The following is a 14,589-nucleotide window of genomic DNA, read 5'->3' on the forward strand; positions in this document are numbered from 1 at the left end:
GGTGGTGCCAGACGCTCAGCGCCCGCCCGGCTTCTGGTACATCCCCTCAATCGCCTCCGCAAAGTGCGCCATCAGGTTGTTGCGCTTGAGCTTGAGCGTGGGCGTCATGAAGGTGTTCTCGATGGTCCACGGCTCCAGCGTGCAGTGCACGGCGCGCGGCACTGCGTAGCGGGCGAAGCTGGCAGTGTTCTTCTCGATGCGCGCCAGCACGGCGCGGTGCACGCTGGGGTGGTTCAGGCTTGCCGCGTCCTGCGTGGGCAGGCCCAGGTCGGCGGCCAGGCGCTGCCATTCGTCGGCCTTGAGCACGGCCACGCAGGCGATGAAGGGGCGGTTCTCGCCCACCACAAAGGTCTGTTCCAGCAGCGGGTCGGCCAGCATGGCCAGTTCCAGGTCGCCTGGGGGCACTTTCTCGCCGGTGGAGGTGACGATGATTTCCTTGATGCGGCCCTTGATGTAGATGCGGCCGTTCACGATCTCGGCCTGGTCGCCGGTGCCCAGCCAGCCGTCGGGGCTCAGGATCTTGGCTGTGTCTTCGGGGCGTTTCCAGTAGCCCTTCATCACGATGGGGCCGCGCACCTGCAGCTCGCGGTTGTCGCCAATGCGCACCTCCACGCCGGGCAGGGCCTTGCCCACGCAGGCGGGGTCGTTGTCGTCCAGGGAGTTCACCGACACTACAGGCGCGGTCTCCGTCATGCCGTAGCCCTGCACCAGCGGCAGGCCCAGGCCCAGAAAGCATTTGGCGATGGTCGGCGACAGCGGGGCGCCGCCGCTCACGGCCACGCGCACGCGGCCACCAAACTGGGCGAGGAGTGGCTTGGCGACCAGCGCCTGTAGCAGGGGCCAGGGCAGGGCGGCCATCCAGCCTGCTGCCTGGCCTTCGCTGGCTGCGGGGGCCGGCAAGCCTTGCGTGGCGCAAAAGCGGGACCAGCCCTTGTGCTGCGCGGCTTCATACAGCTGCATCTTCCAGGGCGTGGGCGAGAGTTTTTCGAGCAGCTTGGCGTGGATGCGCTCATAGATGCGTGGCACCGACACCAGCACGGTGGGGCGCACGGTCTTCAGGTCCTCGGCCAGTTGCGCCACCGAGCGCGCATAGGCCACGCAGCTGCCCGCAGCAATCGGCAGGTAGTAACCCCCCGTGCGCTCGAAGGTATGCGACAGCGGCAGGAACGACAGAAACACATCGTCCACCGTGGGCGCGATGCGGTCGAGCACGGCCTTCACGTCGCTGACCACGTTGCGGTGGGTCAGCATCACGCCCTTGGGTTTGCCTGTGGTGCCCGAGGTGTAGACGATGGCGGCCAGATCGTCCGCGCCGGGGGGCGTGGTGGAAAGGGTCGGGGCTGCACCTGCTCCCGCCAGCCACTGCACCAGCGAACCCACTGCGGGGCTGTCGGCCGACGCGGCGGTGGCAGTGAAGGTTGATGTGTCGTCATCGGTGATCACCACAGCGCGCAGGGCCGGGAAGGGTGTGCCCACGGCGCGGATCTTTTCCCACTGCTCGGCCTGGCCCACGATGAGCATCGAGGCCTCGCAGTCGGCCAGGATGTAGGCAATGCTGCCGGGGTTGTCGATGGCATGCAGGGGCACCGGCACGCAGCCTGTGGCCAGGGTGGCCTGGTCGGCGCACATGGCGTGCAGGCCATTGGGCAGCAGGATTGCCACTCGGGCGCCTGGGGGCAGCTGCAGCGCTGCCAGCGCCTGGGACCAGGTGGTGATGCGCCCTGCGGCTTGTTCCCAAGTCAGGCTTTGCCAGGACTGGCTGGCGGTGTCGTAGACCCGGAAGGCCTCGCGCTGGGGCGTCTGGCCCACCCGGAAAGCCAGCAATTGAGGCAGTGTCTGAACGTCGGAAATTCGGGTGGGGGTCGTGGCGGAGGTCATCTGGCTCGCGAAAAGGGCCCGCAATGGGGCTTGCAGTCGGTCGCGCTCCAATGGAGCGCGTCGCTGGGAGGGGCTGGCACTGGTCAGGGCAAACCCGATGATCATAGCCAGCGCCAGTGCCCAAGGTGCCTATCCGTGGGGCTGGTTTGTGAGGAATGGTGCATTCCTGAATATGGAATGCCGCTTGGCACGCCCGGCCGCCAGCTGCAGCCCGACCATGTCAATGCCACAGGCGCCATGGGCACAATAGGTGCCATTCCACCAGCCAGGCGCACGCCCTACCTGCCAACCCATGGACCCCGTCACCATCTTCTTCATTGCCACACTCATGATGCTGGCAAACGGTGGGGTTCTTGGGCTGATGCACAAGGACCTGCCTTTGCCCATGCGGCCCGCTGCGGCCAGCTGGCGCATTGCCACGCTGCTGTTTGCCGGGGGCTCCATCCTGTTTGCTGCGCAGGGCCTGAACCCGCCTGCCTACACGCTGGCCCTGGCCAATGCGCTGGTGATGTTCGGGTTCACCGGTTATCTGCGCGCATTGCGGCAGTTTTATGGCCTCAAGGACAAGCTGTGGGTGATGGTGCCCGCCATTCTGGGAACGGCGGCCGTGTTCTGGCTGACCCTGGGGGTGGCCGATGTGGGCGGGCGCATCCTGACCGTGTCGGTGGTCTGGTCGGTGCTGATGGTGGCCTGCATTGTGGTGCTGGTCTCGCAGGAGCGCCGCGATGGCGCCCGCAGCCGGCGCGTGATGGCGGGCCTGTTCACGGCGGTGGCCGTGTTTGTGCTGTTCCGTGCGGGCTACTTCATCGCGATAGGGGTGAACCCCGCATTCAGTGTGCTGGGGGCGGGCGCCTGGATGAACATCGCCACGCCCATGGTGGCGGCCACCTTGCCGGTGATCGGAACCACCGCTTTTCTGCTGATGTGCTCCGAGCGGATCCGCCGCCAATGGGAGCGCGCCGCCTCCACCGACTACCTGACCGGCCTGCCCAACCGCCGCACGCTGGTGGAGATGGGGCTGCAGCGCTTCGAGCAAGTCCGTGCCAGTGCGGCATCTGGCGGGTTCGGGCTGGCGATTGTGGACATCGACCACTTCAAGCGCATCAATGACGAGCACGGCCACGAGATGGGCGACGTGGCCCTCAAGCACGTGGCGGGGCGCCTGCAATCGGCCTGCCGTGGGGCAGAGCTGCCTGCGCGCCAAGGCGGGGAAGAGTTTGTGGTGCTGTTTGACCATGTGCAGCCGCAGGACGCCCTGGCCGCTGGCGAGCGGTTGCGCAACGCGGTGGCCCAGGCGCCCTTCACGGCGGGCGACCTGGCGCTGCCCTTGACGGTGTCGATTGGCCTGGCGGTGCTCCGCCCTGAAGACACCCACTTTGACAGCCTGCTGCGCCGCGCTGACGAAGCGCTTTATGCAGCGAAGGCGGCCGGGCGCAACCGGGTGGAAATCGCTTCCTGAAAAGAGCGCGAAAGCCGGGCATTGAGGGTGCCCGGCCTGATCCGGATCCCGCGCAGGCGGCAATCAGGTCGCCGCTTCCAGCCCCTGCGCAAAGTGCGCCTGCATGGCTTTGGCCGTGGCCTTGGCGTCGCGCGCTAGCATGGCAGCCAGGATGGCGCGGTGCTCGCCCAGCGAATCCTCGATGCGCCCTTGCTTGAACAGCGAGTTGTGGCGGTTGAGCTTCATCACCTTGCGCAGGTCGGCCACCATCTGGCTGCGCCAGCGGTTGTCGGCCATTTCCAGCAGGTGCATGTGGAAGCGCTCGTTGATGGCAAAGAACTTCTCGCGGTCGGCCACGGCGGCTTCCAGCTCAGCGTGCAGGTCCTGCAGCGTTTTCAACTGGGCCTCGGTAGCGCGCTCGGCCACCACGCCTGCGGCGTCGCTCTCCAGCAGGCTGAGCAGGTGGTACACGTCGCGCAGGTCTTTTTCGCTCATCTCCGTCACATAGGCGCCACGGCGCACCTTCATCGTGACCAGGCCCTCGGCGGCCAGCACCTTCAGCGCCTCGCGCAGCGGCGTGCGGCTGATGCCGAATTCTTCGGCAATCTTGAGTTCGTCAATCCAGCTGCCGGGCTCCAGCTCGCGGCGGAAGATGCGCTGGCGCAGTTGCTCGGCGACTTCTTCGTACAGGGCGCGGGGCGTGAGGGTGAGGGCAGACATGGGCGGATTGTAAGCTGCGAGGAATATTTTGAATCAATAATTATGAATGATGTAAACTCGCCGCCACATCGGGATCTGCCCGCGCGCCGTTTGCGTCTGTTCACGCACCCACCGCCATCTTCGGAGAAGCCTTCGCCATGAGTGACACTGCCCCCCACAACGCCCCTGAGTTCGCTGCTTCTTCACTGGAGGCCTGGGCCAAGGCCGCTGCCAAGTCCGCGCCAGGCGGCGATGTGAATGCCCTCAACTGGGTGACACCCGACGGCATCACCGTCAAGCCGCTCTACACCGCCGAAGACACCGCCAGCCTGCCGTATGCCAACACGCTGCCGGGCTTCGAGCCCTATCTGCGTGGCCCGCAAGCCACCATGTATGCCGTGCGGCCCTGGACGATTCGCCAATATGCAGGCTTTTCCACTGCTGAAGAATCCAATGCCTTCTACCGTAAGGCGCTGGCTGCGGGCGGGCAGGGCGTTTCGGTGGCATTCGATTTGGCCACCCACCGGGGCTACGACAGTGACCACCCGCGCGTGACCGGCGACGTGGGCAAGGCCGGTGTGGCCATCGACTCGGTCGAGGACATGAAGATCCTGTTCGATCAGATCCCGCTCGATAAGGTGTCCGTGTCCATGACCATGAACGGCGCTGTGCTCCCCGTGCTGGCGGGCTATGTGGTGGCGGCAGAAGAGCAGGGCGTGAGCCAGGACAAGCTCAGCGGAACCATTCAGAACGACATTCTGAAAGAGTTCATGGTGCGCAATACCTACATCTACCCGCCCAAGCCCAGCATGCGGATCATTGGGGACATCATTGGCTACACAGCCAAGAACATGCCCAAGTTCAACTCGATTTCGATCTCGGGTTACCACATGCAGGAAGCCGGGGCCAACCAGGCGCTGGAGCTGGCCTTCACCCTGGCCGACGGCAAGGAATATGTGAAGACCGCCATGGCGTCGGGCCTGGATGTGGACGATTTCGCCGGGCGCCTGAGCTTCTTCTGGGCGATCGGCATGAACTTCTATCTCGAAGTCGCCAAGATGCGCGCGGCCCGCCTGCTGTGGTGCCGCATCATGAAGGAGACCGGCGCCAAGAACCCCAAGAGCCTGATGCTGCGCACGCACTGCCAGACCTCGGGCTGGTCGCTCACCGAGCAGGACCCCTACAACAACGTGGTGCGCACGACCATTGAGGCCATGGCGGCCGTGTTTGGCGGCACGCAATCGCTACACACCAACGCGCTGGACGAAGCCATCGCGCTGCCCACCGAGTTTTCGGCCCGCATCGCGCGCAACACGCAGCTCATCATTCAGGAAGAGACCCACATCACCAACGTGATCGACCCCTGGGCTGGCAGCTACATGATGGAAAAGCTGACCCAGGACATGATGGACGCCGCCTGGAAGATCATCGAAGAGGTCGAAGCCATGGGCGGCATGACCCAAGCCGTGGACAGCGGCTGGGCCAAGCTCAAGATCGAGGCAGCCGCCGCCGAGAAGCAGGCGCGCATCGACAGTGGCAAGGATGTGATCGTCGGCGTGAACAAATACAAGCTGGCCAAGGAAGACCCCGTCGATATCCTGCAGATCGACAACATGAAGGTGCGCGACGGGCAGATCGAGCGGCTGAAAAATATCAGGGCAAAACGCGACTCTGCGCGCGTCCAGCAAGCCTTGGATGCTCTTACTTCTGCAGCAGAAAGCGGCGAAGGCAACCTGCTGGAGTTGTCCATCAACGCCGTGCGCCTGCGCGCCACCGTGGGCGAGGTGAGCGATGCGCTGGAGAAGGTTTTTGGGCGCCACCGCGCCGATACACAAAAGGTGACCGGTGTGTACGCAGCAGCCTATGACTCGGCCGAGGGCTGGGACAAACTCAAGACCGAAATCAACGCCTTTGCCGAAGAGCAGGGCCGCCGCCCGCGCGTGATGATTGCCAAGCTGGGCCAGGACGGCCACGACCGTGGCGCCAAGGTGGTAGCCACTGCGTTTGCCGACCTGGGCTTTGACGTGGACATGGGCCCGCTGTTCCAGACGCCCGAGGAATGCGCCCGCCAGGCGATTGAAAACGACGTGCACGCCGTGGGCGTGAGCACGCTGGCTGCCGGCCACAAGACACTGGTGCCCGCCATCATCCAGTCGCTCAAGGACCAGGGCGCGGACGACATCATCGTGTTTGTGGGCGGAGTGATCCCCGCGCAGGACTATGACTTTTTGTACGAGTCGGGCGTGAAGGGCGTGTACGGCCCTGGGACGCCGATTCCGGCCAGCGCGAAGGATGTGCTGGAGCAGATTCGCAAGGCGGTGGCGTGACCCCTGCGGCGCTTTTGGAGGGGGTGGTGCACGGCACGGCGGCAGTGCAACGCCGCGCTATGTCCAAAGCCATCACCCTGCTCGAATCGACGCGGGTGGACCACCGGGCCCTGGCCGACGAGCTGCTGACCCAGTTGCTCCCGCACACGGGCAAGGCTTTCCGCCTCGGCATCAGCGGCGTGCCTGGTGTCGGTAAGTCCACCTTCATCGAGGCGCTGGGCCTGTACCTCATCGGCCAAGGCCACCGCGTGGCCGTGCTCACCATTGACCCCTCCAGCACCGTCTCGGGCGGCTCCATTCTGGGCGACAAGACGCGCATGGAGCACCTCTCAGTGCACGAAAAGGCCTACATCCGCCCCAGCCCCAGCAGCGGCACGCTGGGCGGAGTCGCAGAGAAGACGCGCGAGGCCATGCTGGTCTGCGAGGCCGCAGGCTACGACGTGGTCATCGTCGAGACCGTGGGTGTGGGCCAGAGCGAGATTGCGGTGGCGGGCATGACGGACATGTTTGTGCTGATGCAGCTGCCCAATGCGGGCGACGACCTGCAGGCCATCAAGAAGGGCGTGATGGAGATCGCCGACCTGGTGGTCATCAACAAGGCCGACATCGACAAGAACGCTGCCACGCGCGCCGAGGCTCAGATCACGTCGAGCCTGCGCCTGCTGAGCCAGCACGGCAACCCCGAGAACGCGCACCACGACGAAACGCTGTGGCACCCGAAGGTGGTACAGATCAGCGCACTGCTGGGGCAGGGCGTGGACAGCTTCTGGGCCGCCGTCACGCAGTTCCGCCAACTGCAAACCGCTAACGGCCGCCTGGCCGCGCGGCGCGAGAAGCAGGCGCTGGCGTGGATGTGGGAGCGCATTGACGCAGGCCTCAAGCTCGCGTTTCGCCAGCACCCCCAGGTCAAGGAACTGCTGCCCCAGATGCAGGCCGATGTGGCCGCCGGGCGCATTGCTGCATCCACTGCAGCACGAAATCTGCTCCAAGCGCAATCCAATCATGCGCTGGCAGCTATCAAATAGATAGTAGACACCAACCCATTCACCAAAGGACGACCATGCAAGACATCCTGGAACAACTGGAGAAAAAGCGTGCGCTGGCACGCCTGGGCGGCGGGCAAAAGCGCATTGATGCGCAGCACGCCAAGGGCAAGCTCACGGCGCGTGAACGCATCGAGCTGCTGCTGGACGACGGCACGTTCGAGGAATGGGACATGTTCGTCGAACACCGTTGCACCGACTTCGGCATGGAGGACAACAAGATCCCCGGCGACGGTGTGGTGACGGGCTACGGCATGATCAACGGCCGTCTGGTGTTTGTGTTCAGCCAGGACTTCACGGTGTTCGGCGGAGCGCTTAGCGAAACGCACGCCGAAAAGATCTGCAAGGTGATGGACCAGGCCATGAAGGTGGGCGCACCGGTCATCGGCCTGAACGATTCGGGCGGCGCCCGCATCCAGGAAGGCGTTGCATCGCTGGGCGGCTATGCCGACGTGTTTCAGAAGAACGTGCTCGCCAGCGGCGTGATTCCGCAGATCAGCATGATCATGGGCCCCAGCGCCGGTGGCGCCGTGTACTCGCCCGCCATGACGGACTTCATCTTCATGGTCAAGGATTCGAGCTACATGTTCGTGACCGGCCCCGAAGTGGTGAAGACCGTGACGCACGAAGAAGTGACGGCCGAAGAACTGGGCGGCGCCGTGACCCACACCACCAAGAGCGGTGTGGCCGACATGGCGTTTGAGAACGATGTGGAGGCGCTGATGATGCTGCGCCGCCTGTACAACTACCTGCCGCTCAACAACCGCGAAAAGGCCCCGGTGCGCCCCAACAACGACCCGGCCGACCGCATGGACCTGAGCCTGGACACGCTGGTGCCCGAGAACCCCAACAAGCCCTACGACATGAAGGAGCTGATCCTCAAGACGGTGGACGACGGGGACTTCTTCGAGCTGCAGCCCGAGTACGCCAAGAACATCATCATTGGCTTTGCCCGCATGGAAGGCCAGACCGTGGGCATCGTGGCCAACCAGCCGCTGGTGCTGGCTGGTTGCCTGGACATCAAGTCGAGCATCAAGGCCGCGCGCTTTGTGCGCTTTTGTGATGCATTCAACATCCCCGTGGTCACGTTTGTGGACGTGCCCGGCTTCATGCCCGGCACCAGCCAGGAGTACGGCGGCATCATCAAGCACGGCGCCAAGCTGCTGTACGCATACGCCGAGTGCACCGTGCCCAAGATCACCGTCATCACCCGCAAGGCCTACGGCGGCGCGTACGACGTGATGAGTTCCAAGCACCTGCGCGGTGACGTGAACCTGGCCTGGCCCAACGCCGAGATTGCGGTGATGGGCGCCAAGGGCGCGGTGGAAATCATCTTCCGCGAAGACAAGAACGACCCTGTGAAGCTGGCCGCGCGCGAGGCCGAATACAAGCAGCGCTTTGCCAACCCGTTTGTGGCCGGTGCGCGTGGCTTTATCGACGACGTGATCCTGCCGCATGAGACGCGCAAGCGCATCTGCCGCAGTCTGGTCATGCTGCGCGACAAGAAGCTGGAAAACCCGTGGCGCAAGCACGGGAACATCCCTCTCTGACCACTGAGCGAAAGCGCTATGACCTTCGTGTTGCCAGTGCCGCGCGCATTCTTTGTGTCCAAGGTGGATGCCTGGATCTCTGGCATTGCCGTGGCTGCGGGTTTCACGTGCTTGAGCATTGCGGCCCCGATGGTGCTGTTCTCCACGTCCAGCGCTGAGAGGGCCGTGCTGGCCGGCGTCGTCCTGGTGACGCTGGTGCTACCGATCTGGTTGCTGCTGGACACGAACTACACCGTGACGGGCGAGGAGCTGCGCATCCGCAGCGGCCCGTTTCGCTGGAGTATCGCCTTGAGTGAGGTGCGGGCGGTGTCGCCGTCTCGCAGCTGGCTGTCGTCGCCTGCGCTGTCGCTGGACCGTATTCGGGTGCAGTACGGCGTTGCCCGCAGTGTGCTCGTGTCCCCGCGTGAGAAACAACGGTTTGTGGACTGCCTGCGCGAACGCTGCCCAGCAGCCCATATCACTGGTTTTTGAATTCCGTTTCGAGGAACTTGTTATGTTCACCAAAATCCTGATCGCCAACCGTGGCGAAATCGCCTGCCGAGTGATTGCAACGGCCAAGAAAATGGGCATCGCCACCGTCGCCGTCTACTCCGACGCCGACAAGGAGGCCCGCCACGTCAAGCTGGCCGACGAGGCTGTGCACATTGGCGCGGCGCCATCGCGCGAGTCGTACCTGCTGGCCGACAAGATCATTGCCGCCTGCAAGCAGACCGGCGCACAGGCCGTGCACCCCGGCTACGGCTTCTTGAGCGAAAACGAAGCCTTTGCCAAGCGCTGCGAAGACGAAGGCATTGCCTTCATCGGCCCCAAGGCGCACTCGATTGCGGCTATGGGCGACAAGATCGCATCGAAGAAGCTGGCCAACGAGGCGAAGGTCAACACCATCCCTGGCTACAACGACGCCATCAGCGGCCCTGAGCAGGCGGTGGAGATTGCCAAGGGCATTGGCTACCCCGTGATGATCAAGGCTTCGGCTGGCGGTGGTGGCAAAGGCTTGCGTGTGGCGTTCAACGACAAGGAAGCGTTTGAAGGCTTCACCAGTTGCCAGAACGAAGCCCGCAACAGCTTTGGCGACGACCGCATCTTCATCGAGAAGTTTGTGCAGGAGCCGCGCCACATCGAGATCCAGGTGCTGGGCGATTCACACGGCAATGTGATTTATCTGAACGAGCGCGAATGTTCCATCCAGCGCCGTCACCAGAAGGTGATCGAAGAGGCGCCGTCGCCCTTCATCAGCGACGCCACCCGCAAGGCCATGGGCGAGCAGGCGGTGCAACTGGCCAAGGCCGTGAAGTACCAGAGCGCGGGCACGGTGGAGTTTGTGGTCGGCAAAGACCAGGACTTCTACTTCCTCGAAATGAACACCCGCCTGCAGGTGGAGCATCCGGTGACGGAGTGCATCACTGGCCTGGACCTGGTGGAGCTGATGATCCGCGTGGCCGCAGGCGAAAAGCTGCCGCTGACGCAGGCCGATGTGAAGCGCGACGGCTGGGCCATCGAGTGCCGCATCAACGCCGAAGACCCGTTCCGCAACTTCTTGCCATCCACGGGCCGTCTGGTGCGCTTTCAGCCGCCGGAGGAATCGATGTTCCAGTCCGACACCAGCAAGAAGCTGGGCGTGCGGGTGGACACGGGTGTGTACGAGGGCGGCGAGATCCCCATGTACTACGACTCGATGATCGCCAAGCTCATCGTGCACGGCACGGACCGCAACGACGCGATTGCCAAGATGCGTGCGGCGCTCAACGGCTTTGTGATCCGTGGCATCAGCAGCAACATCCCGTTCCAGGCTGCGCTGCTGGCGCATCCCAAGTTTGTGACGGGCGACTTCAACACCGGTTTCATTGCGGAGAACTACGGTAAGGGCTTCCACGCCGAAGACGTGCCGCACAGCGATCCGCTGTTCCTGGTGGCGCTGGCCGCCTACATGAACCGCCGCTACCGCGCGCGTGCCTCGGGCATCAGCGGGCAGCTGGCTGGGCACGAGGTGAAGGTGGGCGAGCAGTTTGTGGTGGTGACCCTGGGCGCAGGCGGCGAGAACCAGCACCATGAGGTGACGGTGTCTGACTTTGAAGACAAATCGGGCTCTAGCGCCGTATCTGTCGGCGGCAACAGCTACCAAATCAGTAGCAACGCCACGCTGGGCCAGATTCGCGTGCAGGGCGCGTGCAACGGCCAGGGCTTCACCGCCCAGGTGGAGCGCGGTGTGGGCAAGAACCCGCTGGCGCTGCGCATTGCGCACAACGGCACGCAGATCGACGCATTGGTGCTGTCGCCTCTGGGCGCCAAGCTACACAAGCTCATGCCCTTCAAGGCACCGCCGGATCTGTCCAAGTTCCTGCTCTCGCCCATGCCCGGTTTACTGGTCGATGTGGCTGTGCAGCCCGGCCAGAAGGTGCAGGCGGGTGAAAAGCTGGCCGTGATCGAAGCCATGAAGATGGAGAACATCCTCTTCGCCGCGCAGGACGGCGTGGTCGGCAAGATCACGGCGGGCAAGGGCGAGTCGCTGGCGGTGGACCAGATCATTCTTGAGTTCCAGTGATCCGGCTATCAGCACGTCAGCGATCCATCGCCAGGGGCCTTGGGCCCCTTTTTTTGAACTTTTTTAGCCTTTTCCGCGCATCCAGTATGCGCTGATAGCTATCAAATCAGGAGTAAAAATGACCCAATCCCAACGCCCCTTCAAGGTTCTGGGCATCCAGCAAGTCGCCATTGGCGGCACCGACAAGCAGCGCATGAAGACCCTGTGGGTGGACATGCTGGGCCTGCAGCAGACCGGCACCTTCCAGAGTGAACGCGAGAACGTGGACGAAGACATCCTGGCCATGGGGCAGGGCGCGTTCAAGGTCGAGGTGGACATCATGCAGCCGCTGGACATCGACAAGAAACCTGCCGTGCACACCACACCGCTCAACCACATCGGCCTGTGGATCGATGACCTGCCCAAGGCGGTGGAATGGCTCACAGCCCAGGGCGTGCGGTTTGCGCCCGGCGGCATTCGCAAGGGTGCGGCGGGTTACGACATCACCTTTTTGCACCCCAAGAGCAGCGACGAGTTTCCGATTGCGGGCGAGGGCGTGCTGATTGAGCTGGTGCAGGCCCCGGCGGATGTGATTGCGGCGCTGGGCTGAGCGTTTTGCCTGGTTTTGGCCCTCCAACGGGCTCCAAGCCTACGGCAACGTCGCTCATCTTCAGCCCGGGGCGAGCGCTGTTGCGCCACAGATAACTGCAGATGGCGGCCTGTTGCCTGCAGGTGGGGAAGGGGCATTGAGCGGTGCTGGTCAATGGCCGCCAAATGTGTGGAAAACGCTGTCTTCAGCGCTCAAAAACATCGGTATTTGCCAGCTGTTGTGCCCGGCTTTTTGTTGGCACTTTTTGTGACCCTGCAGCGTGCGTTTGTGCCGTTTTCTCCTCCAGAATCCGCCCCAGCCGCTGCGCACCCAGCCCCAACCCCATGAACCGGGCGGTGCGTGCCGAAGGATCGATGACCGAGTAAGCAACCCTGGCCCCAGGCTGGCAACCCGCCGCCACAGGGCCAACGCCTTGATTAAAGGAACCCACCCGATGTCCGCCACCCTGGCTCCTACCGCTGCCCCCGCAGTGCAGTCCGCACAACCGATTCAGTTGCACCGCCGCACCCCAGCCCCCATGGCCCCAGGCCTCTGGTCGGTCGAGGCCATCCAGGCTCTGCTGGATAAGCCCTTGATGGACCTGCTGTTTGAGGCGCAAACCGTGCACCGCCAGCACTGGCCCGCAGGTGACATCGAACTGGCGACGTTGCTGTCGGTCAAGACCGGTGGCTGCCCCGAGAACTGTGGCTACTGCCCGCAGGCGGCCGAGTTCGACACGGGCGTGAAAGCCGAAAAACTCATGGAAGTGGAGGAGGTGGTGCGCGCCGCCCAGGCTGCCAAGGACGCTGGTGCCACGCGCTTTTGCATGGGTGCGGCCTGGCGTGCGCCCAAGGACCGCGACATTGAGAAAGTGAGCGCCCTGATTGGCGCCGTGAAGGGCCTGGGCCTGCAGACCTGCGCCACGCTGGGCATGCTCGAATCGCACCAGGCGCAGGCGCTCAAGGATGCGGGTCTGGACTACTACAACCACAACCTGGACACCGCCCCCGAGTACTACACCGATGTGGTCAGCACCCGCGCCTACCAGGACCGGCTGGACACGCTGCAGAACGTGCGCAGCGCGGGCATCAGCGTGTGCTGCGGCGGCATTGTGGGCATGGGCGAGGCGCCGGTGCACCGTGCAGGCCTGATTGCGCAGCTGGCCAACCTGCAGCCGTACCCCGAGTCGGTGCCCATCAACAGCCTGGTGCGCGTGCCCGGCACGCCGCTGGCCGACAGCGACCCCATCGATCCGTTTGACTTTGTGCGTGTGATTGCCGTGGCCCGCATCACCATGCCCAAGGCGCGCGTGCGCCTGTCGGCCGGCCGCCAGCAAATGGGGGAGGCGGTGCAGGCGCTGTGCTTCATGGCCGGGGCCAATTCCATCTTTTATGGCGACAAGCTGCTGGTGACGGGCAACCCCGATGTGGACGCCGACGTGCAACTGCTGGCCAAGCTGGGCCTGAACGGCCACCGCACGACCACGACCGAAGCGGAACACGCGCACCACCACGCCTGACACGCGCCCCGGTGCGGGCGTGCCTACTGTGGCGACGTTGAGCGACCCAGGGGCGGCAGGGGAGAGCAGGAGCAGAAGCAGGAGATAGGGCTTGGCGCGGAGCGCTAGCCGCCAGCCGGGGCCTGCAGGCGTTGCAGGTCGCCGCGCAGGCGCTGCACTTCGGTGCGCAGCTGCGCGTTTTCGCGCAGCAGGTCAAAGTCCTTCTGCAGCTGCTTGCGGTGCTCCACATAGACCATCAGGTTGCCCACGCGCAGCTTGAGCAGCTCCGGGTCGATGGGCTTGAACACGTAGTCGATGGCGCCCAGGCTCAGGCCCTTGTGGCGGGCCATTTCGTCCGTGATGGCCGTCACGAAGATGATGGGCGTGTACTCAGAGGTGTGGTGCTCGCGCAGGCGGCGTGCCACCTCGAACCCGTCCATGCCGGGCATCATCACATCGAGCAGGATGACGTCGGGCGGGGCGTCGGACTGGCAGATGCTGAGCGCCTTCTCGCCACTTTGCGCCACCTTGACCTTGAAGCGGTCGCGGAATAGACCCGCCATCAATTGCAGGTTGTCGGGCGTGTCGTCCACCACCAGCAGGGTGGCGCGGTCGGCGCTGCCGTCGCTGTCCGGGGCGGGTTCTGCGGTAGCAGGAGTGGTGCCGCGCGTGAGCACGCGTTGCATGCGCTCCAGCAGCCTGCGGGTGGTGAACGGCTTGATCAGCAGGTCGTCAATGCCCAGTTGGATGGCTTTGGCGGCCGAGGCCCGGTCCAGCCCGCCCGACATGAGCAAAAAAGGCAGGCTGGCCAGGCGCGGTTCGGCCCGCATGGCTTCAAGCACTTCCAGGCCGCTGTGCACCGGCATGTCAAGGTCGGCCAGCACCACCTGCACGGGTTCGGTGCGCAGGATCTGCAGCGCGCGCTGGCCGTCCTTGGCCTGCAGCACCCGGGCGAAACCGGCGGCTTCGAGCTGGCTGGCCAGGGCCTGGCGCATGGCACCGGCGCTTTCGGCCAGCAAGACGGTGGTTTGTGAAGCGTGCATGCT

The 14,589-nt window shown here is 64.4% G+C and carries 11 protein-coding genes; 8 read left to right on the forward strand and 3 right to left on the reverse strand.

What is annotated here, in order from left to right; all coding sequences use genetic code 11:
- Positions 1–15: 15 nt before the first annotated feature.
- Entirely contained in the window at positions 16–1,878 is a 1,863-nt protein-coding gene (locus tag ACSQ3O_RS13130) for an AMP-dependent synthetase/ligase (RefSeq protein WP_436139194.1), read from the reverse strand.
- Positions 1,879–2,170: 292 nt separating this feature from the next.
- Here ACSQ3O_RS13130 and ACSQ3O_RS13135 point away from each other — a divergent pair, with 292 nt between their 5' ends.
- Positions 2,171–3,337 (forward strand): GGDEF domain-containing protein, encoded by a 1,167-nt coding sequence (locus tag ACSQ3O_RS13135; RefSeq protein WP_436139195.1) that lies wholly within the window; start codon positions 2,171–2,173, stop codon positions 3,335–3,337.
- Positions 3,338–3,400: 63 nt separating this feature from the next.
- On the opposite strand, the gene ACSQ3O_RS13140 is transcribed toward ACSQ3O_RS13135, so the two are convergent.
- The gene (locus ACSQ3O_RS13140) at positions 3,401–4,036 is read right to left on the reverse strand and encodes a GntR family transcriptional regulator (RefSeq protein WP_137745431.1); all 636 of its coding nucleotides are present in this window, start codon (positions 4,034–4,036) and stop codon (positions 3,401–3,403) included.
- 137 nt (positions 4,037–4,173) lie between these two features.
- Here ACSQ3O_RS13140 and scpA point away from each other — a divergent pair, with 137 nt between their 5' ends.
- The 7 genes from scpA (at position 4,174) to bioB (ending at position 13,564) form a co-directional block, all read left to right on the forward strand.
- Positions 4,174–6,342, forward strand: coding sequence for a methylmalonyl-CoA mutase (gene scpA, locus ACSQ3O_RS13145; RefSeq protein ID WP_436139196.1), 2,169 nt, complete (start codon positions 4,174–4,176; stop codon positions 6,340–6,342).
- A complete protein-coding gene (meaB, locus tag ACSQ3O_RS13150) occupies positions 6,339–7,367 on the forward strand; it encodes a methylmalonyl Co-A mutase-associated GTPase MeaB (protein WP_436139197.1) in 1,029 nt (342 codons plus the stop codon). Before scpA ends, meaB begins: the two co-directional genes overlap by 4 nt.
- Before the next feature lie 35 nt (positions 7,368–7,402).
- Positions 7,403–8,935, forward strand: a complete 1,533-nt coding sequence (locus ACSQ3O_RS13155; RefSeq protein WP_436139198.1) for an acyl-CoA carboxylase subunit beta — start codon at positions 7,403–7,405, stop codon at positions 8,933–8,935.
- Between the two features lie 18 nt (positions 8,936–8,953).
- Positions 8,954–9,406, forward strand: coding sequence for a PH domain-containing protein (locus ACSQ3O_RS13160; protein WP_298455927.1), 453 nt, complete (start codon positions 8,954–8,956; stop codon positions 9,404–9,406).
- A gap of 22 nt (positions 9,407–9,428) precedes the next feature.
- Positions 9,429–11,477, forward strand: a complete 2,049-nt coding sequence (locus ACSQ3O_RS13165) for an acetyl-CoA carboxylase biotin carboxylase subunit (RefSeq protein ID WP_436139199.1) — start codon at positions 9,429–9,431, stop codon at positions 11,475–11,477.
- Positions 11,478–11,595: 118 nt separating this feature from the next.
- Entirely contained in the window at positions 11,596–12,066 is a 471-nt protein-coding gene (locus ACSQ3O_RS13170) for a VOC family protein (protein ID WP_436139200.1), read from the forward strand.
- 433 nt (positions 12,067–12,499) lie between these two features.
- Positions 12,500–13,564: a biotin synthase BioB gene (gene bioB, locus ACSQ3O_RS13175; protein ID WP_298455936.1), complete on the forward strand. Its 1,065-nt coding sequence runs from the start codon at positions 12,500–12,502 to the stop codon at positions 13,562–13,564.
- Between the two features lie 104 nt (positions 13,565–13,668).
- Here bioB and ACSQ3O_RS13180 read toward each other — a convergent pair whose 3' ends face one another.
- Positions 13,669–14,586, reverse strand: a complete 918-nt coding sequence (locus ACSQ3O_RS13180) for a response regulator (RefSeq protein WP_436139201.1) — start codon at positions 14,584–14,586, stop codon at positions 13,669–13,671.
- Positions 14,587–14,589: the final 3 nt, after the last annotated feature.

The organism is Acidovorax sp. LjRoot74 (genome assembly GCF_964254355.1).
Taxonomy (GTDB): Bacteria; Pseudomonadota; Gammaproteobacteria; order Burkholderiales; family Burkholderiaceae_C; genus Acidovorax.